This window comes from Sporosarcina sp. QA0331, assembly GCF_055808055.1.
This window is the reverse complement of the sequence record NZ_CM147850.1, coordinates 997,287-1,021,275: the sequence shown is the minus strand read 5'-3', so window position 1 is coordinate 1,021,275 and position 23,989 is coordinate 997,287. Positions and strand designations below refer to the sequence as shown.

General features: G+C 43.2%; 21 protein-coding genes and 1 pseudogene. 10 read left to right on the top strand and 12 right to left on the bottom strand.

Features of this window, described 5'->3' with window-relative positions; translation table 11 throughout:
- Nucleotides 1–64: 64 nt before the first annotated feature.
- On the top strand, nt 65–1,231 hold the full coding sequence (locus AC0L13_RS04820; RefSeq protein ID WP_473644517.1) for a M20 family metallopeptidase: 1,167 nt from the start codon (nt 65–67) through the stop codon (nt 1,229–1,231).
- Nucleotides 1,232–1,399: 168 nt separating this feature from the next.
- On the top strand, nt 1,400–1,936 hold the full coding sequence (locus tag AC0L13_RS04815) for a competence protein ComK (protein WP_473644515.1): 537 nt from the start codon (nt 1,400–1,402) through the stop codon (nt 1,934–1,936).
- Here the strand turns inward: AC0L13_RS04815 and AC0L13_RS04810 are convergent.
- The 4 genes from AC0L13_RS04810 to AC0L13_RS04795 all read right to left on the bottom strand — a co-directional run bounded on the left by AC0L13_RS04810 (nt 1,902) and on the right by AC0L13_RS04795 (nt 5,109).
- Complete coding sequence (locus AC0L13_RS04810) at nt 1,902–2,276, bottom strand: YhjD family protein (RefSeq protein WP_473644513.1); 375 nt, start codon at nt 2,274–2,276, stop codon at nt 1,902–1,904. The two genes, AC0L13_RS04815 and AC0L13_RS04810, sit on opposite strands and share 35 nt — an antisense overlap.
- 335 nt (nt 2,277–2,611) lie before the next feature.
- Entirely contained in the window at nt 2,612–3,199 is a 588-nt protein-coding gene (locus AC0L13_RS04805) for a nuclear transport factor 2 family protein (RefSeq protein ID WP_473644511.1), read from the bottom strand.
- Between the two features lie 60 nt (nt 3,200–3,259).
- Nucleotides 3,260–3,934, bottom strand: a complete 675-nt coding sequence (locus tag AC0L13_RS04800; protein ID WP_440499886.1) for a response regulator — start codon at nt 3,932–3,934, stop codon at nt 3,260–3,262.
- Between the two features lie 20 nt (nt 3,935–3,954).
- On the bottom strand, nt 3,955–5,109 hold the full coding sequence (locus tag AC0L13_RS04795) for a sensor histidine kinase (RefSeq protein ID WP_473644509.1): 1,155 nt from the start codon (nt 5,107–5,109) through the stop codon (nt 3,955–3,957).
- A gap of 145 nt (nt 5,110–5,254) precedes the next feature.
- On the opposite strand from AC0L13_RS04795, the gene AC0L13_RS04790 reads away from it, so the two are divergent.
- The gene (locus AC0L13_RS04790) at nt 5,255–5,887 is read left to right on the top strand and encodes a YigZ family protein (protein WP_473644507.1); all 633 of its coding nucleotides are present in this window, start codon (nt 5,255–5,257) and stop codon (nt 5,885–5,887) included.
- A 165-nt stretch (nt 5,888–6,052) separates the two neighbouring features.
- Nucleotides 6,053–7,117 carry an LCP family protein gene (locus AC0L13_RS04785; protein WP_473644505.1) on the top strand — a complete coding sequence of 355 codons (1,065 nt, stop codon included), beginning with the start codon at nt 6,053–6,055 and terminating at the stop codon, nt 7,115–7,117.
- Nucleotides 7,118–7,219: 102 nt separating this feature from the next.
- On the opposite strand, the gene AC0L13_RS04780 is transcribed toward AC0L13_RS04785, so the two are convergent.
- Complete coding sequence (locus AC0L13_RS04780) at nt 7,220–8,263, bottom strand: glycosyltransferase family 4 protein (protein ID WP_473644503.1); 1,044 nt, start codon at nt 8,261–8,263, stop codon at nt 7,220–7,222.
- A gap of 239 nt (nt 8,264–8,502) precedes the next feature.
- Between AC0L13_RS04780 and secA2 the strand changes: the two genes are divergently transcribed.
- Nucleotides 8,503–10,869 carry an accessory Sec system translocase SecA2 gene (secA2, locus tag AC0L13_RS04775; RefSeq protein WP_473644501.1) on the top strand — a complete coding sequence of 789 codons (2,367 nt, stop codon included), beginning with the start codon at nt 8,503–8,505 and terminating at the stop codon, nt 10,867–10,869.
- Nucleotides 10,866–11,759 (top strand): accessory Sec system S-layer assembly protein, encoded by an 894-nt coding sequence (locus tag AC0L13_RS04770; protein ID WP_473644499.1) that lies wholly within the window; start codon nt 10,866–10,868, stop codon nt 11,757–11,759. Before secA2 ends, AC0L13_RS04770 begins: the two co-directional genes overlap by 4 nt.
- A 139-nt stretch (nt 11,760–11,898) precedes the next feature.
- Here AC0L13_RS04770 and AC0L13_RS04765 read toward each other — a convergent pair whose 3' ends face one another.
- The 6 genes and pseudogenes from AC0L13_RS04765 to AC0L13_RS04740 form a co-directional block, all read right to left on the bottom strand.
- Complete coding sequence (locus AC0L13_RS04765; protein ID WP_473644497.1) at nt 11,899–12,702, bottom strand: SDR family NAD(P)-dependent oxidoreductase; 804 nt, start codon at nt 12,700–12,702, stop codon at nt 11,899–11,901.
- 232 nt (nt 12,703–12,934) lie between these two features.
- Nucleotides 12,935–14,582: pseudogene (locus AC0L13_RS04760) on the bottom strand (ABC-F family ATP-binding cassette domain-containing protein).
- 276 nt (nt 14,583–14,858) lie between these two features.
- The gene (locus AC0L13_RS04755) at nt 14,859–15,017 is read right to left on the bottom strand and encodes a hypothetical protein (protein WP_473644495.1); all 159 of its coding nucleotides are present in this window, start codon (nt 15,015–15,017) and stop codon (nt 14,859–14,861) included.
- Between the two features lie 220 nt (nt 15,018–15,237).
- On the bottom strand, nt 15,238–16,500 hold the full coding sequence (gene ltrA / locus AC0L13_RS04750; RefSeq protein WP_473639970.1) for a group II intron reverse transcriptase/maturase: 1,263 nt from the start codon (nt 16,498–16,500) through the stop codon (nt 15,238–15,240).
- Nucleotides 16,501–17,092: 592 nt separating this feature from the next.
- On the bottom strand, nt 17,093–17,587 hold the full coding sequence (locus AC0L13_RS04745; protein ID WP_473644493.1) for a C40 family peptidase: 495 nt from the start codon (nt 17,585–17,587) through the stop codon (nt 17,093–17,095).
- A 192-nt stretch (nt 17,588–17,779) separates the two neighbouring features.
- The gene (locus AC0L13_RS04740; RefSeq protein WP_473644490.1) at nt 17,780–18,481 is read right to left on the bottom strand and encodes a glucosamine-6-phosphate deaminase; all 702 of its coding nucleotides are present in this window, start codon (nt 18,479–18,481) and stop codon (nt 17,780–17,782) included.
- A 305-nt stretch (nt 18,482–18,786) separates the two neighbouring features.
- Between AC0L13_RS04740 and AC0L13_RS04735 the strand changes: the two genes are divergently transcribed.
- Genes AC0L13_RS04735 through AC0L13_RS04725 form a run of 3 tightly spaced genes read left to right on the top strand, consistent with a single transcriptional unit; the run spans nt 18,787 to nt 21,122 of the window.
- A complete protein-coding gene (locus AC0L13_RS04735) occupies nt 18,787–18,942 on the top strand; it encodes a cytochrome c oxidase subunit 2A (protein ID WP_473644488.1) in 156 nt (51 codons plus the stop codon).
- Between the two features lie 24 nt (nt 18,943–18,966).
- Nucleotides 18,967–19,470, top strand: a complete 504-nt coding sequence (locus AC0L13_RS04730; protein ID WP_440499897.1) for a cytochrome c oxidase subunit II — start codon at nt 18,967–18,969, stop codon at nt 19,468–19,470.
- A complete protein-coding gene (locus AC0L13_RS04725; protein WP_473644486.1) occupies nt 19,467–21,122 on the top strand; it encodes a b(o/a)3-type cytochrome-c oxidase subunit 1 in 1,656 nt (551 codons plus the stop codon). Before AC0L13_RS04730 ends, AC0L13_RS04725 begins: the two co-directional genes overlap by 4 nt.
- Nucleotides 21,123–21,251: 129 nt before the next feature.
- Here AC0L13_RS04725 and AC0L13_RS04720 read toward each other — a convergent pair whose 3' ends face one another.
- Entirely contained in the window at nt 21,252–23,144 is a 1,893-nt protein-coding gene (locus tag AC0L13_RS04720) for a sensor domain-containing phosphodiesterase (RefSeq protein WP_473644484.1), read from the bottom strand.
- 379 nt (nt 23,145–23,523) lie between these two features.
- On the opposite strand from AC0L13_RS04720, the gene AC0L13_RS04715 reads away from it, so the two are divergent.
- Complete coding sequence (locus AC0L13_RS04715) at nt 23,524–23,871, top strand: SCP2 sterol-binding domain-containing protein (protein ID WP_473644482.1); 348 nt, start codon at nt 23,524–23,526, stop codon at nt 23,869–23,871.
- Nucleotides 23,872–23,989: the final 118 nt, after the last annotated feature.

Here is a 23,989-nt window from a genome sequence, read left to right as displayed (position 1 = left end):
CCCTCGAAACGTATTGTTATAATTGTGAAAGTATAAATAAAAGCGTTTCGAGAGGGGTAATTGAATGAATGAGCAATTGTTCGAGAAATTAGATCTAGCTTACGAAGATATGGTCGTCATCCGCAGACATCTGCATATGCACCCAGAATTATCTTTCAAAGAGGAGAAGACCGCACAATATATCCATGATTTTTACGCAGACCTCGGCGTTGAAGTACGCACTGGCGTCGGCGGCAACGGTGTAGTCGCCCGAGTCAAAGGAGCGCGTCCCGGCAAGACTGTCGCTTTGCGTGCTGATTTCGACGCATTGCCGATCCAAGATGAAAAAGACGTCCCTTACAAATCGACGGTCCCAGGCGTCATGCACGCTTGTGGGCATGATGGACATACAGCTGCATTACTGCAATTGGCGAAGGCAATCCATGAGCTGCGGGAAGATCTCGCGGGGGAATACGTCTTCATTCACCAGCATGCTGAAGAATTCGCTCCAGGCGGGGCCATTTCGATGATTGAGGACGGTTGTCTTGATGGTGTCGATGTCATTTTCGGCACACATCTTTGGTCGCTCATCCCCTTCAAAACAATCGAATATTTAACAGGGCCGGTCATGGCTGCTGCGGATCGGTTTGAGATTACAATTCAAGGTGCAGGCGGCCACGGAGCGGCGCCTCACCAAACGAAGGACGCTGTCGTCATCGGTGCGCAGCTCGTCATGAACCTTCAGCAGCTCGTATCCCGACGCGTCGATCCGATTGATGCCGCCGTATTGACGATCGCGTCATTCATCGCGGATAATGCGTTCAATGTAATCGCCGATTCTGCGAAGCTCGGCGGTACGGTGCGCACCTTCAATCCTGACGTTCGCGATATGATGGAACGGGAAATGGCACGGGTCGTGGAAGGCACGGCACTTGCCAATAACTGTGAAATCCGGTTCGACTATTTCCGCGGCTACCCTGCTGTCGTGAACCATAAAGAAGAAACCGAGCTTTTGAAACGCGTCGCTGAAACGATTCCTGGCGTCGAGCACGTTGTGGAAAGCAAGCCGCAAATGGGCGGAGAAGACTTTGCTTACTATTTGGAAAAGGTGCCTGGCACATTCTTCTTCACCGGCGCTCAGCCAGCGGAAACATATCCCCATCATCATCCGAAATTCGATTTTGAGGAGCAGGCGATGCTGCTTGCAGCGAAAACGCTCGGCGCTGCTGCGTTGGATTACCAAGCTGAATAATACTTCAACTCCCCGTTTATTGACGGGGGTTTTTTCATTCAATTAAATAGTAGAATTGTATTTCTTGCCGAATAGTTCAAATTATTCATTTAAAATACTTGTTTTTCTAATTTCTTATCCTATAATACTATGTGAGGGATGGAATAATTAGGATAGGAGGAAGTGGATTTGACTGAAGTCGTAACAAGGTATTATTTATCGTTCGATACCCTCATGCTACTACCAATTGAAGAAGGCAATAAAATCTTCACAAGGGTGATTGAGCGGAATAGGACTCTTACAGTCCTGCAAAAACCGATACATATTGTAAGCGGTTCCTGCACTTTCTATGGTGCGAGCTATAAAAATGTTATGAACACGTCTAGGCTATTATTTGGGGATAATAAGCAGAAGGCGCCTCTACTGACGGCAAACGCTTTCGGCATTCCATTAATCTTTATTCCAACGTTATCTCCTTCATCGGACCAAAATGTATGGATTTCCTCCCATGCAATCGATTTTTTCGAGACTGACGGCTTAGGCATTGCTGTCACATTGGAGAATGGGAAAAAGTACAAATTAGGAATTTCAATTACGACGATGTATCGCCAATATTCGTTGGCAAAATTGCTTGAGAGGAACTTCATAAGAAAACAGAGGGCCTTTGATCGTTCCTCTTTCCTGTTTCCGCCTAACGACCCGCCGAATGATTATCCGACCTTGTAAAATACAGGTCCAATAATTCTTCTGTGCGATTGCGAAGTCGGACATTCAAATAGCGACGGTGGTCTTCGTAGCCGCCATGGATGAAAATGTATTCCGTGAACATGCTATCCCTCGTTTTCCGAATCACTTTCATATTATGGCGTCGTAAATAAAACGTCGTTTCTTGCAGCTCGCTTTGGACCTGTTTGATCGAAGCGTCAATTCTTTTCAAGTAGGGCCCTTTCAATTTGAAGGGGCCCTTTTCAAATAGTTCCCGATCGCGCTGCAACACGATCAGGACCATCGGCAAGTAGATCATGTTTTCAAAATGAGGCAATGCCTTCGCTGGAATTAAAGGCATTACGTTTTCCTCCCTTCAAAGGAACATTTGTTCTCATTATACCTTCTTCATCTCTGGAAAGCAATATAGTGGAGGAAGGTAATATTAACCGTTTCGGAACGTAAAAGCCGTTACTTTCCGTTTCAGGCGGACGCTTTCCGCGGGGCACGGCTTCAATCTCCTCGTCGCTTCGCGTCTGCGGGGCTTTCAGCTCGTGCTTTTCCCTCAGGAGTCACCGCCTTCCACTCCAAAAAAATCAAGAACGAATACTAATAATTTCATAAACAGAATAAAAAACTGCCCTCGCAGTTTCGCTTGGGCAGTTTAGTTTGTGGATATCTAATTGTAAATAAACGTTATTTCTGTTCTTCCATATAATAAACGGAGTTCACTTTCCAATCTCCGTCCTCTTTTGTGAAGACGGTGACTTGTCTGCCGTCGCGGTTCGTCTCTAGGCCGGTGGATTTTTGTTTCATTTTTGTCACCAGATTGGCGAATACTTGGGCTTCACCTGTCTCCTCATCAAACTTCACAATTGTAACATCCTTTGCCTCGCGGGATAGTTCAAACTGTTCAAATGCGCTTTCGATATACTCGCGCTCTTCCTCCAAGTTGAAGCTTTTCGGCTTCTCGGAAAGTGTACTCATATATTCATCGATGTCCTGATTGTTGAACGCGTGGATATATGTATCGAAAGACTTGATAATCAGTTCTTTCTCGTCCGCTGGCACGTTTGCAGCTTCTTCAATCGTGCCGCCTGACAAGTTGAAGCCGACTTTATTGTCATCGTTATTTTCATCTACGCCATGATCAATTGAACCAAATTCACTCGGCTTTTCTCCGTCATTCACCGAACCTTGATTTGACGAAGTATCTTCCTTTTTCGAACATGCGCCAAGAATAAGCACAAATATAAGCATTGAGAAAACGAACATTTTTTTCATTATTCTTCCTCCTATACAGTAAAAGGGACCTTCCATAAGAAGGCCCCTTTTATTATAACATTATTTTACTTCAACCCAACCGTTTTTGATTGCTGTGACGACCGCTTGTGTACGGTCGTTGACACCCATTTTCTGCAAAATGCTCGAAACGTGGTTTTTAACCGTTTTTTCGGAAATGAAAAGCGTTTCCCCGATCGTCCGGTTACTTTGTCCATCTGTCAACAGCTGCAATACTTCACATTCACGCTTCGTCAATAAGTGAAGCGGACGGCGGATATCGTTTTGTTGGAAAGATCCTTTATGTTCTCGTTCGCTGAGGCGGCGGAATTCCGACACGAGGTTATGTGTCACTTTCGGATGTAAATAAGATCCGCCTGCTGCGACGACTTTGATTGCTTGTACAATTGCGTCTGCATCCATTTCTTTCAGCATATAACCGAGCGCGCCCGATTTCAATGCATGTGACACATATGATTCGTCATCATGGATGGAAAGCATGATCACTTTCGCTTCCGGAAATTCATTTTTCAGATTTTCCGTCGCTTCCACTCCGTTCATTCCAGGCATATTGATGTCCATCAAGACGACATCCGGCTCAAAGCGGCGGTATAGCTCAACAACTTCGCTGCCGTCGTCTCCTTCTCCTACTACATCGAATGAATCTTCAAAATCAAGGATTCTCTTAACTCCCTCACGGAATAGCTGATGATCATCTACAATTAAAATTTTCGTCATTGTCATTCCCTCCCAATACCCTATTCAATTATATTTTCATGTAACGGAATACGGAATAATACAGTTGTGCCCTTGCCAATTGTCGACATGATTTTCATCTCGCCTTTTAGCAGTTCGACGCGCTCCCGCATCCCTATAATGCCAAATGATTTATCTTTAGTTTGATTCGGGTCAAACCCTTTTCCATTATCCTTCACGACAATATTCATTGTATCACGAAGCCATTCGACTTTCACCCAAACATCTCTTGAATTTCCATGTTTAAGTGCATTTGAGATGCATTCTTGGACGAGTCTGAAAATCGCCACTTCGATGCTTGACTCAAATCTTTTCTCCGTTCCATTATTCATGAAATGGATTGTGATACCTTTTTCATATTCCATGACCGTCGAAGAATATTTTCGGAGCGTCGGAATCAAGCCGAGGTCATCCAATGCCATCGGACGTAGATCATAGATGATGCGTCGGACTTCAAGAAGGGCGTTCCGGACCATCTCCTTCAATTGATTGAGTTCGGACAAGGCAGCATTTGGACCTCTTTCGGCAAACGTCTTTTCGATGAGTCCCGATCTAAGTAGCACATTGGCAAGCATCTGCGCTGGACCATCGTGGATATCGCGCGAAAGTCGTTTGCGTTCCTCTTCTTGAGCTTGGATAATTTGAATGGCGAACTCTTGTTTTTGCCGGGCTGTTTCAAGCACTTCCCCGACCTTTTTCAAATCAGAAGTCAAATATGTAATGACCGTCGTCACTTGATTGACAAGATGATCCGCCTTTTCTATCGTTTCCAAAAGGGCGACAATGCGCCGGTCCAACTCGTCCCGCCGAACACGTAATTGCTTTTCTTCCATCCGGTTGATTGATAATCTGACGAGTAAATCATTAGCAACTTCGTACGCTTGACGCACTTCTTCTTCAGAGTAGTTCATAAAGTTTTTAGAAACATCCGCCAGCCGTCGTCGAGATTGGCGAGTCATATCCTCCAAATAATCACCTTCAGTGATTACCCGGGAAATATCTTCTTTAATAATAACAAGTTCGGTTTGCATCTCTTGGAAGGTTTGACGGCTTTGCTCGCTTATAGTGAAGATGTCATTTTTGGATTGATCCATCACATTAACCATATTGTCGAATATTTTTTCCAAGTTTTGGATATCCATCGTCTTTTCTGCCATCTCAACCCCTCCCTTCTGGAATGCGAAAAAAGCTAAACATAGGCAATGTTGCAGTATTCCTTGATTCCTTATACACTTTATTATTATATCATCATAAAACTAATTGCGTATTAAGATTGTATTACAAGTGATAGGAGTGCTGCAAATGCGAGCAGATTATAAAACAGTCAAATTGGCAGGGGAAAGTGAAATCGTCATTCAGAAATCCAGATTCCTGACGTACGTCAAACGTGTTGAGACGGAGCAGGAAGCAATGGGCTTCATTCAAGATATAAAAAAGATGCATCATACTGCAACACATAACTGTTCAGCCTACATTATCGGTGAGCACGATCAAATCCAGAAAGCGAACGACGATGGGGAGCCTTCGGGCACAGCAGGAGTCCCCATGCTGGAAGTACTAAAGAAGCAAGGGCTGAAAGATACTGCTGTTGTCGTAACACGTTATTTTGGAGGCATCAAATTAGGAGGCGGCGGCCTCATCCGTGCGTACGGTCGCGCAACTACCGAAGGAATCGCCGCGACAGGCGTCGTCGAACGCAAACTTCACGCGCTCATCAAAGTATCCATCGATTATACATGGCTCGGCAAAGTTGAGAATGAAGCGAGGCAATCGCCTTATCCACTTAAAGAAATTTTATACGAAGAGGACGTCAGTTTACTATTAAATGTTCCTATAGCAGAAACTGATGCATTCATTAGTTGGATGACAGAATTGACGAACGGCCAAGCAGAAATTTCTGAAGTCTCAACTTCATTCCTCGAATTCGATGTGTGATAATAGTATACGACCAGGGAATTTAATAGTATAATGGGGAAAGTTGACGATTCATTGTGAATTTTGCAGGATTCTGTTCTTGTTTGCGTCAACTTTCCGTTGTTCATTGAACATTAAATTTGCTTGGGAAGATTCCTTAGCCAATGGTGGAGGCCAAAACAAGCTATGAAAAGAAAAGACTATAGAAAAATGAAAAAAAAGACATCTAAAGGTCGTCTAGCTATTAAAATCGGGTTATTAGTTTCGCTAACTGCCTTGCTTGCAATTGCAGCCTATGGACTTTCGTTAAGAAACCAAGCAGAGCAGGCAGTCGACCGAGCGTACGAAGCCGTTCCTGCTACACAGAAATCCGAATTGAGGGCCGAAGCGAAAGTGGAGCCTGCGAAGGACAACGTATCTGTCCTTTTGATCGGTGTGGATGACAGTGAAGCGCGTATGCAAGGAGACAGCCACAGTCGTTCGGATGCCCTTCTCGTCGCTACGTTCAATCCAGAGGAAAAGTCAGTGAAATTGCTTAGCATTCCGCGTGATTCGTACGTCTACATCCCGAAAGTCGGGTATAAAGACAAAATCACTCATGCCCATGCATTTGGCGGAACGCATGCATCAATCGAATCAGTTGAAGAAATGCTTGATATCCCAATTGATTACTACGTGAAAATGAACTTTAATGCATTCATCGAAGTCGTCGACGCATTAGGCGGCATTGAGGTCGATGTTCCGTATAACAGGCTTGAAAAAGACGAAAACGACAAAAACACGATTCAATTAGTAAAAGGCGTGCAAACGCTTGATGGTAGACATGCCCTCGCATTAGCGCGTACACGTAAGCTCGACAGTGATCTCGAGCGCGGAAAACGCCAACAAATGATTTTACAAGCAATCATTAAAGAGATGGTATCAGTCAAATCCATCGCAAAATACGGTGACGTCATTGAAGCGGTCGGAGACAATATGAAAACCGACATGACTTTCAAAGAAATGACTTCCTTCTGGGAATATGCAAAAGGCGGCATGCCGCAAATCGACTCACTCAATTTGCAAGGCTATGATGATTGGTCAACAGGTACCTATTATTATAAATTGAACGAAAATGATTTAGAGAATGTGAGTCAGCTACTGAAAGCCCATTTAGGCTTAATTCCAGACTCTTCCTCTTTAACGGATAGCAACAATCCAAATGTTGTCGGAACAACGGATGAAACCGCTGAAGGCAGCGATGATTATTGATTAATACACCCCACTGATTATTTCAGAGGGGTGTTTTTTTATGTACGCAATAAAAAAAGTGATATGCGAAGTTTCGCATATCACCGTATTCTACAGCATTCATTATTTTCCAATCATACGAACTAAATTCAATAATGGCCTGTAATTCGTTCCGGCGAGACCAATGATTTCAACGAACAACTCGATTGCGAGAAGCATGACAATGATTAGTACAATCGCGCCCCATACAGTCGCTTGCGAGAAAAGAACTGCCGCTACACCGAAAAGAATAGCAAGCCCATAGATGATCAGGACAGTCTGCCGATGAGAGAATCCTGCTCGTAACAAGCAATGGTGCAAATGCGATTTATCCGGCGCGGAAATCTTTTGCTTCATCCGCACACGACGGATGATGGCGAAGAACGTATCCGAAATCGGAACGCCAAGGATGATAATCGGAATGATAAGTGAAATCATCGTGACGTTTTTATATCCTAACAGCGCCAATACCGAAATCATATAGCCAAGGAATAAAGCTCCCGTATCCCCCATGAATATTTTCGCTGGGTGGAAATTATAGAACAGGAAGCCTAGTGCACTAGCAGCCAAAATGGCAGCTGTCGCGACAACAAACATTTCTCCCATGATCATCGCCATGACAGAGATGGATATGAGTGCGATCGTGGAAACACCCGCCGCCAGTCCATCTAATCCGTCGATGAGATTAATAGCATTTGTAATGCCGACAATCCAAAGAATCGTGATCGGGATACTTAAATAGCCAAAATCAAGCGGGCCGAAAAATGGCAAGTTAATAAATTCAATTTGTAAGCCGCCCCACGTAACGACGACGATCGCTGCAGCCAGTTGGCCGATCATCTTCGTCTTGGCGGTAATTTCAAGCATATCATCGAGGAAGCCTGTAATAATGATGATGACGGCTCCAACAAGAATTCCGATAGCATGCTCATCTGATGGACGAAGCAATAAATAACCGATGACAAACGCACCGAAAATTGCCATCCCTCCGATACGCGGCATGACGGATGCATGCACCTTCCGATAATTCGGATGATCAACTGCCCCGATACGGAACGCGAATTTTATGACGAGCGGAGTCAGTATGATGGAAGCTATGAATGCAGCAGCCATTGCAAGGAATAACATGTCCTTCCTCCCCGTAAATAACAATAATTTAGTTAGCCACAAGTATTATAGCACAGCTCTGAATTGAAAGCACCCAGGTTAGTGAAATTGGACACTCAATACTACCTTACCCTTTTGTAAGATAGAGTACGCCACTCTGTTGCTTCCGATTTCTTAACAAGGTAGTCTTTTCGTACATAGTTTGATAAAATAGAACCTGTATCCTTAATAGAAGGATTAAATAAAGGAGCGTCCATCATATGTTATCAATTTTTAAACGTTCAAATCAAACGAGCGAACGACAACTTCGCAAATATCGTAAAGTTGTCCAACACATAAATGACTTAGAATCAAAATACGAAACATTATCTGATGAAGAACTTGCACATATGACAGAAGTGTTCAAAGTGCAAATCCAAGAAGGCGAAACCGTACAGGCAATCCTTCCAGACGCATTCGCTGTTGTCCGCGAAGCATCCAAGCGGGTATTGGGCATGCGTCATTTTGACGTGCAGCTGATCGGCGGAATGGTATTGGCTGAAGGCAATATCGCTGAAATGCCGACTGGTGAAGGAAAGACGCTTGTCGCTTCCCTTCCATCCTATTTGCGCGCGCTTGAAGGAAAAGGCGTACACGTTATTACTGTTAACGACTATCTTGCAAAACGAGACTATGATCAAATCGGTCAGATCCACCGCTTTCTCGGATTGACGGTCGGCTTGAACGTCCCGATGATGCAAGGACCTGCGAAGCAGAAAGCATATATGGCTGATATTACATACGGCGTTGGAACCGAGTTTGGTTTCGATTACCTCCGTGACAATATGGTCCAGCATACTTCCCAAAAGGTTCAGCGTCCGTATCACTTCGCCATTATCGATGAAGTGGACAGCGTCTTAATAGATGAAGCGAAAACGCCGTTGATCGTTGCAGGTAAAATGCAAGCGGATCCTGATCTTCATTTCATCGCAGCGAGACTTGCGAAGCGTTTCAAAAAAGGCGTGGACTTTGAATTTGATGAAGAAACGAAAGCGACTTCACTAACGGAAACAGGCATCGAGAAAGTGGAAAAAGCGTTTGGCATCGATAATCTGTACGAACTTGAGCATCAAACACTCTATCATTATATGATTCAAGCCGTTCGCGCCTACGTCATTTTCAAACGTGATGTCGATTATATTGTGAAAGATGACAAGATTGAGCTTGTCGATATGTTCACGGGCCGGATCATGGAAGGCCGTACCCTTTCCGATGGTCTTCACCAAGCGATCGAGGCGAAGGAAGGCTTGCCGATCACTGATGAAAATAAAGCCCAAGCGCAAATTACAATTCAAAACTATTTCCGGATGTATCCGAAGCTTAGCGGTATGACGGGGACGGCAAAGACACAGGAAAAGGAATTCCGTGAAGTGTATAACATGGAAGTTATCCAAATTCCAACGAACCGTCCTCGTGCCCGCATCGATTCACCAGACCGGGTGTATCAGACAATCGACCAAAAATATGAAGCGGTTGCGAAGGAAGTGGCGGAGCGCCATAAAAAAGGACAACCGGTGCTTGTCGGAACGACTTCTATTTTACAATCTGAAAAGGTTGCGGAGTTTTTAGACCGTGAAAAACTTGAGTATCATCTATTGAATGCGAAAAGCGTAGAGCAAGAAGTAGATCTCATTTCCCAAGCGGGTCAACGAGGCCATATTACAGTTGCTACAAATATGGCGGGACGCGGAACGGATATTATGCTCGGTGAAGGCGTCGAAGAACTCGGCGGCCTATTCGTCCTCGGCACGGAGAAGCACGAAAGCCGACGGATCGACAACCAGCTGCGCGGACGTTCAGGACGTCAAGGGGACCACGGCGAAAGCCAATTTTTCCTCTCGCTTGAAGATGACATGTTCAAACGCTTCGCGAAGGAAGATCTTGAGAAGTTCAATAAAAAAGTCGTTGTGAATGAAGATGGACTCGTCCAAAACACTGATGTGAACGAGCTGACTGAACGTACACAGCGGATCGTTGAAGGTGCACATTTCGCTATGCGTGAGTACAACTTAAAACTCGACGATGTCATTAATGATCAACGCGGCGTTCTTTATTCGTTGCGGGATAAAGTTCTTGAACGTACGAACCTTCTCGATCAATTGAAGACAATGGTGTCCGAGGCCGTAGAATTCGTCGTCTATGATAGCTGCCCGGAACATGAAACTCCGGATAACTTTGATTTCGACCGAATTGAGCGGACGATGAACGGACTATTACTTGAAACGGTCACGCTCCCACGTAATTTGGAACGGACAGCAGACGTATTGAAGTTTTATGAAGAGCCGGTTGCCGACCTGTTTGCGTATCTTGATTCGTTTGCCGAAAATGAACAAGTGAACGAAATCATTCCACAAGTGATGTTGAGCCATATCGACACGATGTGGGTGAAACATCTAGATGTGATGGCTCGTCTTAAGGAAGGTATCGGATTGCGGTCATATGGACAAGAAGATCCGATGCGTATTTATCAACGCGAAGGTTTGCAATTATTCGGCACGCATTATCAGAAGCTGCGCCGGAATATCGCATCCGAAGTTATCGGCTTTATGAAGCTTATTTCACAACAACAGGAGGCCCAAGAATCATGAAACTTTTCAACTTATTTAAGAAAACCGAAAAAACGGGTTCAGACAGCACAATTGATTCAGAAGAAATCTTAGAAGGCAGCGCACAGTCTAAAGGCACGGATGAAGTGGAAACAACACTTTCCCTTCATCCGGAGTGGGCTCTTTCTCAAGAACAGGAATATGTTTTCCGTTTCCTTGCGAACGAATTGGAACCTTTGAAGCCGAACCAAATCTCCCTTTCCGGCATCGACATCGATGTCGAACCAGCAAATGGAAGCTGGCTCGTTAAATCATTTTTCCGTTCTTCATTGGAACAGTCGATTTCTGTCGGCTCTGTCGAATTGATGCTCCTTGATGCAGACGGGAAAACGTTGGCATCTCAGGAATTCGATTTGAAGGAATTGGGCGACATTCCAGGGAAGAGCGCTCGCCCTTGGGTATTCGTGTTCACGAAGGAAAACATCTTTGCTGAAGAACCGCCTGCTGAAAACTGGAAGCTCGCATTCAACGTACAATCGATGGTGCCCCATAAACTTGAGTTGGAACAAGCTTGGGAAGACGGCTTAACTGCCGAGCAAAAAGAGGCGCTTGAAAAAGTAGTTGAAAATATGCCGAAGTTGAAGCCGCGCGAAGTGAACTTCGCAGGTTTCCAAGTGAAAAAACAAGAAGACGGAAGCATTGCAGCATCCATCTTCATCCGCAATGGGCACTCAAAGCAGATCAATATCGAAAAGCTTCCATTGGAACTTGTCGATGCGACAGGCGAAATCGTCGCACGCGGCTCATTCGATTTAGCACCGCTTTCCGTTAAAGCGAACACGTCGAAACCATGGACGTTCATTTATCCGAAGGAAATGGTTCAAAAAGAGGAGCCCGACTTCTCCCGTTGGACAATCCGTGTACCTCAATAATGATAGAATGTGAAAGCCGCGATTTTGAGGAAATCGAACAGGAAAAGATGTTTAAAATTAATTCTTCCAACACACATACCCCCATCCTATTTTGGATGGGGGTAAAATATTTTAGTGGATAAGACTCAAATACATGAAATTAACTTAAGCTCTGAATATATTCATGTACTTCATTAACAGTTGGATTCTTTATAGAAAGCCCTCCATCAACAGCAAAGGTTTGACCAGTAATAAATTTTGCTTCATCAGAGGCTAGAAACAATATCATATTGCCAACATCTTCAGGCTCACCTTGATACGGTAAAGCATTATATTTTCCTAAAATCTGCAGTATTTCCGGAGTCACATCTTTTTTAGCTGTTGGGGTTAAAATCAGTCCTGGAGCCACTCCGTTGCATCGTATATAATCATTCCCATATTGTGTAGCGATATAACGGGTTAAATTTATTACACCCGCTTTAGATGTTCCATAAGCAGTTCTTGAAGAATCACCTATTTGACCAGCCATAGAAGATGTGTTTATAATCACGCCGCCTCCGTTTTTTTGCATATAAGGAATTGCGAATCGGCTACCTAATAAAATACTCTTTAAATTGGTTCTCATTGTTTGATCCCAATAATCTAAATCAACATTAAGAACGTCTAAGTCCTTTCTAGCAACTGTCACCCCGACATTATTCACCAAAATATCAATGCGCCCGAAACTCTCCACTGTTTTTTCTACCGCTGATTTTATAGAATTTTCATCACTTGCATCAAGAAAAATGCCAATAGCTTCTCCACCATCTTTTTTAATCATTTCAGCAGTTTCTTTTGCCCCTTCTTCATTAAAATCAGCTACAACAACGCTAGCTCCTTCGGCTGCCAAACGCAATGCCGCTGATTGCCCTATACCAATAGCGGACCCTGTTACCAATGCTACTTTATTTTTTACTCTGTTCATAAAAATTGCCTCCTAGTTTGCCTTTATGAAATACACTATTTTGCTGGACTAATTTTCCTGTCTGAACAACTTGGTCAATAATGAGCTTAATTCAAGATCTCGTTCCCATTTTCTCCACTTTGCCAGATAGTTTAAACAACACTTTTTAACTCGTTCTGATGATTGGTGATACTGAGGACTCTTTCCCCTAATTCCTTTTTTAATCGTCTCGTATTGTTTTTGAAAAGGGCAACTATTTGTTAATAGCTAGACCTTTTTGTGATTTAGTCTCAATATAATCATCATAATTACCGTTATAAAGATTAGCTGCCGTTGGAGTGAGCTCTACTATTCGGTCAGCTAACTTATTAAGAAAATAGCGGTCATGAGAAATGAATAACATTGTGCCTTGGTAATCCATAAGTGCTGTTTCCAATACCCCTTTACTGAATAAATCTAAATGATTTGTAGGCTCATCTATTACTAAAACGTTTGCTTTTTGTAACATAAGTTTAGATAGTGCAACACGTGCTTTTTCACCGCCACTAAGTGAAGATATCCTTTTGAACACATCTTCACCGGTAAACAAGAAATTTCCAAGCACAGCACGAACTCTGGCCTCTTCAAGAAACGGAAATGTGTTCCACACCTCATCTAATATAGTGTTGTTAGGATGTAAAGTAGCTTGTTCTTGATCGTAATAACCAATAGTAATCCCGCCCCCCCCACTTTACTGTTCCATTCTCTAGTGGGTAATCTCCTATTAATGTCTTTAGTAGAGTTGATTTCCCAATACCATTTGAGCCAATTAACCCTACCTTCTCACCACGGTATAGATGAAAGTTTATATTTTTTAATAGTGTGCTTTGGCTGTTTTCTTTACCGATAGCAATGCAGACATCTTTAGCTTGCAATACTTCCTTATGAGATGAATTTTCTATCGAAAATGACATTTGGGTTCTCTTTAGTTCTCGTAGTGGTTTATCTATTCGTTCAATCCTCTCAAGCTGCTTTCTTTTGTTTATTGCACTTTTTGCGGATGTTGCCATGGCAATATTACGTTGAATATAGTCTTCCATTTTCGCAATTTGAGTCTGTTGCATGGCATATTGTTTACCGTGAAGTTCACGATTTTTTTCTTTGCTCTCCACATATTTCGAATAGTTACCGGTGTACCGTTGAGCTACTGTCCGCTCGATCTCATAAATTCCTGTTACGAGTGCGTCTAAAAAATATCGATCATGCGAGACAACTATAATTGCCCCGGAATATGAGCGTAAATAATTTTCTAACCAAGATAAGGTAGCAAAGTCCAAATGGTTTGTAGGCTCATCTAGCATAAGCAAATCTGGTTCTTCTAATAGTATTTTTGCTAAAGCTAGTCTAGTTTTCTGACCACCACTAATATTCTTAATGATTGTTTCCCGAGGAACGTTTTCGAACCCCATTCCGTGAAGAATACTACGAACTTTCGATTCAATTTCATAGCCCCCATGCCGCATGAACCAGTCAGATTTTGCTGCATAACGATTTAAAACTTTATTATATTCCTTAGGGTTATCAAGTAATGAAGGTTCCCCCATTTCTTTCTCTATCTCCCTAAGTTCTTGTTCTACTTGAATAAGGTTAGAAAAAACACTCAGCATTTCATCCCAAATTGTATTCTCCATTTGCAGTCCATTATTTTGACGCAAATAACCAATATTTATTTCCTTCCTCAAATAAACCGCTCCACCCTCGTAGGGGATATCTCCAGCAATAATTTGTAGTAAGGTTGATTTTCCGGCACCATTGGCTCCTACTATGCCAATACGTTCGCCTGCCTCAATCTTCATTGATATATTTGAAAGTACAGGTTCACCTGCATAACTTTTACTAATATCATTTACATGTAGTAACATGTCGATCACACTTCCTTAATTACTTTTCTATTCATTGGTCTTTATTATTTTCAAATCCGCTAACCCGGAATCCACAAAAAGATCTTCATCTTATCTCTCTCCTTTAAAATGCAAAAAAGGCACCGATTTTATCGGCGCCTAAAAAATGCATAATACTCTATGAAATAGATAATCTTGTACATTTTGATTTATATGCACAAAAAGAGACGCCAAACAGAGCCGGCGTCCCAACTTTACATCGTTTTCAATCAAAATTCGTTAAATCATCTGAGCATATTATTTTGAACGTAAGGATGCAAAAAGCTTCCGGTCACTGTTTTCAATATGAAGTTTGCCTAAAAAAGGACAGACTGGTCCCTTTGCAAGCAATCCCCCAAGTAACATGTATGATTTTACACCTTTTTCCAACACTACATTTGTGAATACAGTTTCCATCACTTTTGCCTCCTCTCTAATTTAGTAATATATATTGTAATATATGTTAACCCAAAAAACAACTTGTAAATGAAATTGGGTTCCATGTACCATTGATCAAAAGTTGATCGTCAAAACGCAAATAACGCAGCTCCCACTCCATTAAAATCGAGTAGGAGGGAGTGATTAACTCCCGACCTCTCACACCACCGTACGTACCGTTCGGTATACGGCGGTTCAATTAAGATTGATAACGCAAGTCTTCGTAACGAGATATCAGACTTTTAAGCCCTTGGGAACTCCAATACGAGTCCCCAAGGGTTCTGTGTAGTATCGGACTTTTAGATATTCTCCAGTAACTTTTACGTGAATTGCCCCATTCATATGCTTTTCCCCTCGGGACACCTAGTCCAATGAGTTTTCTCACCTTTGTACTTGGTTTCTTCCAGTTCTTCCACATACACATTCGTAGTCTTCTTTTAATCCACGAGTCAAATTTAATAAACACACTTGGCGTGTCAGCCAGTGCGAAATATCCACACCATCCCATCAGATATTGATTAAGTTTCTCGATCCGGTATTCCATCGCATAAGGTATCTTTCTTGAAGTGATTTCACGGATTTTGTTCTTCATTCGCCTCACACTTTCCTTGGCAATGCGAACCTTCGGTTCCTTACCACTTGTGAAACTGAAGCCAAGAAACTTCCTTTTCCATGGCCGGTCAACTGCGGACTTATTCAGGTTCACTTTCAACTTAAGTTTACCTTCAATAAATGAAGTGATGGAGCTCATGACCCGATTACCTGCTTTCTGTGTTCTCACGTAGATATTGCAGTCATCGGCATATCGGACAAACTTATGCCCTCTCTTCTCCAATTCCTTATCAAGTTCATCAAGGACGATGTTGGAAAGGAGTGGACTCAAAGGTCCTCCTTGCGGAGTCCCTTCTTCACTCATTGTCACGATACCATTTATCATGATGCCCGATTTGAGATATTTACGGATTAATCTAAGAAGATGTTTATCTTTGATTCGTTTCGCAAGTGTCCCCATGAGTCTGTCATGGTTCACTTTATCAAAGAATTTCTCCAAGTCGATATCGACAACCCAGCGATTTCCCTCCTGTATGTACCCTCTTGCTTTTCTGACTCCATCGTGAGCACTTCGATTAGGACGAAATCCATAACTATGGTCTGAGAATGTCGGGTCATATAGAGAAGTTAATACTTGGGCTATCGCCTGTTGGATAAAGCGGTCTATCACGGTAGGGATACCTAATAGACGCACACCCCCGTCAGGTTTCGGGATTTCGACCCTGCGGACAGGTTGCGGTTCATAGGTTCCCTGAAGAAGTTCCATTTTCATGGATTCCCAATGTTCTAGGATGTGCTTCCGTAGGTTTTGTACGGGCATTTCATCCACACCGTGGCTTCCTTTATTGCGCTCCACCCGTTTCAGGGCAGAAAGCAGGTTTTCACGTGACAGTATTCGCTCCATCAACATGCGTTACGCCTCTTTCCGTGAACAACGGTTCTTCTTATGCCAGTCCTGCTCCACCATCTCGAAGTCCCCCGTGGAATTCACCACTTCCTCCTTCAAGCATGCCTTATCGGTTATCTGTGTTCTTCGCAGGTTGCTGAATGCCAAGATGTTGTTCTCTCTTAATTGTTCAGCCCTTCCCATTCTTCTCGAGTTCGAATGGTACTATGGCGTCTGCTGACTTCTGATTGTTCAGCTACCCATCACTGAGTAGGTTACCAAGTGTACTTGGCATACCAATCAGACCTCCCCAGGTAAGAACGTAGTCTTTCCCTCCATCTATCTGCTTCATTTACTACATATGACCTTCGGCAGAAAGGGCTTTGTTTTGAATTGCAAACTCACCCAATCATACATAGCCTTATATGAAGTTCGTGTTCCTCAGACCGGAGGTTTGCCGCTCGCTTCCTTCAGATTCCATGTCACCATGGACACCCTTGCGTTAAGCTAACTGCTACTTCTGCCTTCACAGTTCGGGACTTGCACCCTATAGACTACGCCCATGCTGGGCGCACAATAAAAAAACGGATTCCCATAGAGGAATCCGTTTTGAATTTTATTTATTGAATGCCACGTCATTAGCGCTTGAAATGCGCTTCGCTCCGACATATCGCTTACCCCAATAATGAGGATCGTTTAGCTCGTCAATACGAACACCTTTTGATGTTGATGCATGTGCAAATTTACCATCGCCCACATAGATGCCGACGTGGGAAACCCCTTTGCCAGTTGTATTAAAAAACACGAGATCCCCTTCGATAAGATCGCTCTTGTCGACTTTTTCCCCGGATGCATACATACCGGATGAAGTGCGGGATAACTTAATGCCGTGTTGATTGAAGACATAATTTACATACCCGGAACAATCAAATCCAGCTGTCGTTGTGCCGCCATAAGCATACCGAGTGCCAATTAGGCTCGAAGCCGTTTCTGTAATTGAAGCCGAGTCGGATGATGATGCTTCAGCTTGACCAATGATAGGTGTGAATAATAATACAAAGACAATCGCAAAAAATGCAATCGACTTTTGCATGCGTGAAAGTATTCTCATATGATCCCCCGAATTTTTATTTATCTGAATAAATCATCTGAGATTACTTTACCATGTACTATGCTCGTCCAATATTACAGTTCAGTAACAAAAATATTACAAAAATCCACAATATATTCTATTTGAAACATTCTTGTCATTTCCCCCCAAAAAAAAAGCCGCATCCGACAAGGATACGGCTTTCCATTAAATTTAAAATTCTAAGTCTGTAATAATTGTAACGTCGTTATGTTCGAGAAGGTATGTGATCGTCCAGTCTGGATCGATTTTGCCTTCGAGCACTTTTGTAATCGCTGGGCGTTTTTTCTCACCGAATGCGAGGAGAACCAATTTTTTGGCGCTCATAATAGAAGCGATCCCCATTGTCAATGCAGTGTTAGGGATTTTCTCGTCGTTTTCAAAGTATTGGCTGTTTACGCCGAGTGTCGATTCTGTCAATGTTGCAACGTGTGTGACGGAATCTTTCGGAGTGCCAGGTTCATTGAACGCGATATGGCCGTTTTCACCGACGCCTAGTAGTTGGATGTCGAGTTTTGCTTCTTGCAACGCTTGCTCATAGCGTTTGCACTCTGCTTCGAGATCCTCTGCCATGCCGTCCGGTATATTCGTATCTTTGAATTTTTTCTTGTTGAATAAGTTGTCTTTCATGAAGTATGCATAGCTATTCGGGCTGGATGCAGGCAAGCCGACATATTCATCGAGATTGAATGTGGTCACATCCGAGAAGTCCAGCTCCGATTCCGTCAATTTCTTGTAGACAGGGATCATCGTACTTCCTGTTGCCAATCCAAGCACATGAAGTCGATTATGGTCAAGCTCTTCTTTTATCAACTGATAAAACTGTTCCGCTCCTTTATCAGGATTTTCAACTTGAATAAGTTTACATTTTTCCATTCTTCTCAACCGACTTTCATTATAGATTTGGTCTTACTGTCTTATTTTAATTTCCAAAAACAGTATGGTCAATAAAACGAATAATTTACACAAAAAGATTGACCACACTTCTATTCCCTTTCCTTTTCTTCCGAAACACATCTAGTTAGCGAAAACGTATATGTCTAATTTTTGAAGACGATGTGAACAAAATGTGGACTCTTTCGTAAATTGCAGATTCATAGGGATTTCCCTAATTCTCTATTTCCCCCTCGTGCTTATGATAAAAGTATGAGCTAACAACTTCAATGCAGGAGGTGGAAAGTATGGCTACAGGCAATTCCAAGAAGCGCCCGGCAGAACCATCCGGCAATCCTCATACCGGCATCAATCTGAAAGGGACCTTCATCTCAGTCATGCTGTTAGGTGTCTTCATCCTAGTAACATGGTTCGGCCTTTACGCACTTTTTTTATCTAGATAATAAGTCTCATTAGGAGGAAATACGATGCATTTGCACAAATACGAAAAGATTTGGCTCACGTTCGGATTGGGTTCTCTCGCACTGTTCCTAGTAATTATCGGATTCGCAGCTTTCTGGAAAGGGACACATCCAATGAGTCATATCGAAACGATCGACCCACAAAACGTCGAAGCGCATGAATCTTTCAAACCTGAAAATCTCGGCCTTCGTGAAGTGGCGGAAGGTAAATATACCGTCAATATTGTTGCTTCCGCGTTCAACTACGATTTCGGCACAGATGCGGACGGAAAACCTGTTAAAAAGATCCGTGTGCCAAAAGGTTCCACTGTTTTATTCCAGATCACTACTAAGGACGTCGTGCACGGGTTCCAAGTTGCAGGCACGAATGTCAACATGATGGTTGAGCCCGGACACGTAAGCCGACTTGAAACGGTCATGAAAAACACCGGCGAATTTACAGTCGTCTGCAATGAGTATTGCGGAATCGGCCACCATCAAATGTTTGCAACCGTGGAGGTGTATGAATGATGTTGAAAAACTATCTGTTTCCGAAGAAGGAAGCCCGGCTCTACATGGCGTTCATGCATGTCACATTCGCTTCCTTGCTTATCGGTGGCCTTATGGGGCTCTTGCAAACATTGTCCCGTTCCGGCCAATTCCAATTGCCATTCGGAATTAACTACTACACGATTTTAACGGTGCACGGCGTCATTCTAGGATTAGTCTTAACAACATTTTTCATCGTCGGTTTCCAATTTGCCCTCATGGGGAAAACGGTCGGCATTTCTGACAAACAATATAAATGGGGCTGGGTTGCGTTTTGGACGATGCTCATCGGTACAATTATCACAGCGACGACGATTTTAGTCGGCCAAGCGAACGTACTGTACACATTCTATGCACCATTGCGCGCACATGCTGCATTTTACATCGGTTTGGCATTGGTCATCGTCGGCAGCTGGATAGCGGTTTTTGTCAACTTCCGTCAGCTGTACGTTTGGAAGAAAGCGAATCCGGGGCAAAAATCCCCGTTGCTCGCATTCATGGTCGTCATCAATATGGCGATGTGGTTCATTGCATCTCTCGGTGTCGCTACATCTGTTTTAATTCAATTCATTCCTTGGTCTTTAGGGTACGCGGCGACAATCAACGTCTTATTGAGTCGTACGCTTTTCTGGTATTTTGGCCATCCGCTCGTCTATTTCTGGCTGCTCCCTGCATACATGGCATGGTATGCAATCATCCCGAAAATTATTGGCGGCAAATTGTTCAGTGACTCGCTTGCAAGGCTATCATTCATCCTATTGCTCATGTTCTCGATTCCGGTCGGCTTCCATCACCAATTGACAGAGCCTGGGATTGATCCGACATGGAAATTCATCCAAGTCGTCTTGACATTCATGGTTGTCATACCGACGTTGATGACGGCGTTTTCGATCTTTGCGACATTTGAAACGACAGGCCGTCGGAAAGGTCATAAAGGGCTTTTCGGTTGGTTCAAGCATTTACCTTGGAAGGACGTCCGTTTCCTTGCACCATTCATCGGTATGGTCGCATTCATTCCTGGCGGCGCCGGTGGTATCGTCAATGCATCCCACCAAATGAATACGCTCATCCATAATACAATTTGGGTAACAGGTCATTTTCACCTGACGGTTGCGACGACAGTCATCTTGACGTATTTCGGTATTGCTTATTGGCTCGTTCCACATTTGACGGGCAGACGATTGACACCAAAATTAAATAAGCTCGGAATCATTCAAACGATCGTTTGGACAGTCGGGATGACGATCATGTCTACATCGATGCATATTCAAGGACTCCTTGGCGGTCCAAGACGTTCAAACTTCTCGAATTACGCTGGCGGCGCGCAAGTTGATACGTGGATCAGCTATCAGATTGCACAAGCTGTCGGAGGTACGATTCTATTCATCGGCATCATCATGATGATCTATATCTTCATCCAGCTCGCATTCTTTGCACCACGCGGCGTACAGGAATTCCCGATTGCGGAAGAAGAAGTGGATGCCGATCCGACTCCAAAAATCTTGGAAAACTGGTATCTATGGATCGGAATCACAGTCGCTCTTATCCTTTTCGCATATACAATTCCAGTCATCGACATTATCAAACATTCCCCACCGGGATCTTTACCATTCGACTGGCCGATTGGTCGTTAATTGACAAAAGCGAAAGCCGTTACGAAGAACGGCTTTTGCGAGCATAAGCATAGCGCTGCGAGCATAATGTTTGTAACGACAATAAAGCCTTACGCTTCGGAAATTTCCGTTGCGTAAGGCTTATTTTTATTATAACACAGAAGGCAAAAGCAATTTTCCGCCTCGTCTATGATGATAGATCAGTTCATTAATTTCTTCGACAGGACGAGGTTTGCTGAAATAAAACCCTTGCAGCTCAGAACAGCCGAACTCCTTCAAAAGATCCCATTGCTCTTTCGTTTCGACACCTTCACCAATTGTCTGCAGGCCGAGCATTTCGGCTAAATGAATGATAGTTTGGACGATGCCGGAGCTTTTCGGATCATTTCCGAGTCCATTGATGAATTGGCGATCGATTTTAATCTGCTGAATCGGAAAATGTTGTAAATAAATGAATGCAGAATACCCTTTTCCAAAATCATCGATGGAAACGGAATAACCCATTTTTCGTAAGAGATTAATCCGGTTGGCGACAGCTTCTGTATCTTCCAAAGCGACATTTTCCGTTATTTCCAACATGATGTTTTTCGGTTTGATGTTCGCTTCGGCGATGCATGTATCCAAATAGGATGGTAGATTATGATGAAGGAAATGCCTTGGTGATAGATTGACCGACACCGTTACATTCTTCAATCCCTGCTCTTTCCAACCTCGGATCTGTTTGGCTGCTTGCTTGATCACCCATTCTCCAATCGGTATGATGAGCCCCGTCGATTCGGCGAGCTCGATAAACTCCCCTGGAAAAATGAGGCCACGTTCCGGATGCTGCCACCGGATCAACGCTTCAAAGCCTATCACTTCTCCTGTCCTGCAATTCACTTGCGGCTGATAGTGCAATTTGAATTCATTCAAATCAAGGCCTTTACGCAAGTTCATTTCTGAAAGCATCGTCTCTTTCAAATATGTATGCATCTCTGGATTGTAAAGGCTCCCGCTTTTCCGAACCAACGCCTCTTTTCCTGATTGCAATGCCATATATGCCGCCTGAACACCATACTTCACGTTTGTCGCATGTTCCGGATAGACGGAGGCCCCATAGCTGAATGTCAAATACATTTCTTGTCCGCTTACATGCATCGGACGCTTCAATCGATTCACAATCTGCTCGATCTTACCCATTTCGCATTCCAATTCCCCTTCAAAAGGGAGAAAAATGATGAAATGATCGAAAGCCAATCTTGCGGTTTCAGCAGGCTGTGGGAACAATCTTTTCAATCGACTCGCTGTTATCATTAATATTTGATCCGCGCCATCAGGTCCGAGCACGCTTTGCATATCGGTATATTGATCGATTACGAGATATATGAAGATGCCGCGCTGCCCTTTTTCGAATCCTTCAATTTGCTCCATAACCTTTTCTGTGAATGAATATTGATTATTGAGCCCGGTCAATAGATCGACATATGCAAGCCTATGCACATGCTCCTCCACTTCGATTCTCTCAAGCCGGTCAAAAATAAAAGAAAGCATATCTGCAATGGATGCAATAAGGACTTTATCAAAATAAGTCCATTTTCTCAGTTCGGTTGAGTCGCAAGTGACGACTCCGCCGATCCCCTTGCTTAAGATAATTGATGCGTCAATTAGGGACTTCACTTCCCCATTAACGCAGAATGGATGGGTTACCAATTCCTTCGTCGCCTGATCGATTGCAATGTCTGAAACCGCTAAAATCCGCTCTTGTTGGACCGCTTCAAAATAAGATGGCAACTCTTCGGCACGGATTGTTTCTCCAGACGTATGAGTCGATCTATTTTTGTGGAATGTAATTTGTGCGTTCAAAATCGTTCGTTTCTCATTAAATAACCAAATGCTCACTCGATCGCAAGCCATTATATTAGATATGCGAATGCATAATTCTTCTAAGACAGGGGCAATCGATTTTCGTGAAAGGTCCGACTGCTTCGCCTGCATAAATATGAATTCCTGCTTTTTTTGAAGTTCCTCCAAAATCATGTTGAGTTCTTCCTGAGTACGATTCATCGGACTTATGCAACCCCTTTCTACCTACTACTATACCTACCCCTTTCTATCGACAAAATCCCATGTTTTTTGAGAGATAATACGTACTTTTTCATAATTCTGTTCGTATGGATTTTCTGTTTATGCGTGAAATTATCAGGTTATGAGCAATTAGGACGGTTTATGCGTTATTGCAAGCGATTATGCGTGGATTTAGTGATTTATGCACGGTTGTGAGATGTTATGCGTGAAAAAAGGTATTTATGCGCGTGTACAGTCCGATATGCGCATTTGTCTACTTTTATTCGGATTCTTTCGAGATTTATATATATGATTATGGACAGCATATGGTATAGTGAATGAATAATCACTCATTCAACAGTAAGGATGGTGTTCCCTAATGAATTTGGAAAAGATGACAATGGAAGAAATCTGGACTGAAATTGATTCGCAGCTGAGCGCTGATAAAGGACCAATTGAGGGGATGAATGCGTCGTATTCTTTCGATTTAGCTGGCGAGGACGGCGGCATGTACGGCTTGAAGTTTGCAGATGGGGAGGCGGAAACGTTTCATGGCGACCCGGGTGAAGTCGATTGCGCATTGAAGATGAGTGTTGGCGATTTTAAGAAATTGCTCGACGGCAACTTGAATTCAACAGCAGCTTTCATGATGGGAAAACTAAAAGTGAAAGGCAATATCGGTCTTGCGCTGAAGCTTGAAAACTTATTGAAGCAATACACATTCTAATAGTAGGATCCCGCTGTTTACAATGCGCTAAACAGCGTTTTTTTATTTCATAAATTTTCACGTTTCACCATCTTTCTACCCTCTTGTGTTACGGATAGAATACTAGTAAGATAGAATT

Excerpts from the sequence above, each read along its gene's own strand:
- AC0L13_RS04745 (WP_473644493.1), bottom strand. The coding sequence starts at position 17,587 with ATGAGAATACTTTCACGCATGCAAAAGTCGATTGCATTTTTTGCGATT.
- AC0L13_RS04720 (WP_473644484.1), bottom strand. The coding sequence starts at position 23,144 with ATGAATCGTACTCAGGAAGAACTCAACATGATTTTGGAGGAACTTCAA.
- AC0L13_RS04725 (WP_473644486.1), top strand. The coding sequence starts at position 19,467 with ATGATGTTGAAAAACTATCTGTTTCCGAAGAAGGAAGCCCGGCTCTAC.
- AC0L13_RS04715 (WP_473644482.1), top strand. The coding sequence starts at position 23,524 with ATGAATTTGGAAAAGATGACAATGGAAGAAATCTGGACTGAAATTGAT.
- AC0L13_RS04785 (WP_473644505.1), top strand. The coding sequence starts at position 6,053 with ATGAAAAGAAAAGACTATAGAAAAATGAAAAAAAAGACATCTAAAGGT.
- AC0L13_RS04735 (WP_473644488.1), top strand. The coding sequence starts at position 18,787 with ATGGCTACAGGCAATTCCAAGAAGCGCCCGGCAGAACCATCCGGCAAT.
- AC0L13_RS04765 (WP_473644497.1), bottom strand. The coding sequence starts at position 12,702 with ATGAACAGAGTAAAAAATAAAGTAGCATTGGTAACAGGGTCCGCTATT.
- AC0L13_RS04795 (WP_473644509.1), bottom strand. The coding sequence starts at position 5,109 with ATGGCAGAAAAGACGATGGATATCCAAAACTTGGAAAAAATATTCGAC.
- AC0L13_RS04790 (WP_473644507.1), top strand. The coding sequence starts at position 5,255 with ATGCGAGCAGATTATAAAACAGTCAAATTGGCAGGGGAAAGTGAAATC.
- AC0L13_RS04780 (WP_473644503.1), bottom strand. The coding sequence starts at position 8,263 with ATGTTATTCCTTGCAATGGCTGCTGCATTCATAGCTTCCATCATACTG.
- AC0L13_RS04740 (WP_473644490.1), bottom strand. The coding sequence starts at position 18,481 with ATGGAAAAATGTAAACTTATTCAAGTTGAAAATCCTGATAAAGGAGCG.
- AC0L13_RS04810 (WP_473644513.1), bottom strand. The coding sequence starts at position 2,276 with ATGCCTTTAATTCCAGCGAAGGCATTGCCTCATTTTGAAAACATGATC.
- AC0L13_RS04755 (WP_473644495.1), bottom strand. The coding sequence starts at position 15,017 with ATGGAAACTGTATTCACAAATGTAGTGTTGGAAAAAGGTGTAAAATCA.
- AC0L13_RS04770 (WP_473644499.1), top strand. The coding sequence starts at position 10,866 with ATGAAACTTTTCAACTTATTTAAGAAAACCGAAAAAACGGGTTCAGAC.
- AC0L13_RS04820 (WP_473644517.1), top strand. The coding sequence starts at position 65 with ATGAATGAGCAATTGTTCGAGAAATTAGATCTAGCTTACGAAGATATG.
- secA2 (WP_473644501.1), top strand. The coding sequence starts at position 8,503 with ATGTTATCAATTTTTAAACGTTCAAATCAAACGAGCGAACGACAACTT.
- AC0L13_RS04805 (WP_473644511.1), bottom strand. The coding sequence starts at position 3,199 with ATGAAAAAAATGTTCGTTTTCTCAATGCTTATATTTGTGCTTATTCTT.
- AC0L13_RS04730 (WP_440499897.1), top strand. The coding sequence starts at position 18,967 with ATGCATTTGCACAAATACGAAAAGATTTGGCTCACGTTCGGATTGGGT.
- AC0L13_RS04800 (WP_440499886.1), bottom strand. The coding sequence starts at position 3,934 with ATGACGAAAATTTTAATTGTAGATGATCATCAGCTATTCCGTGAGGGA.
- ltrA (WP_473639970.1), bottom strand. The coding sequence starts at position 16,500 with ATGTTGATGGAGCGAATACTGTCACGTGAAAACCTGCTTTCTGCCCTG.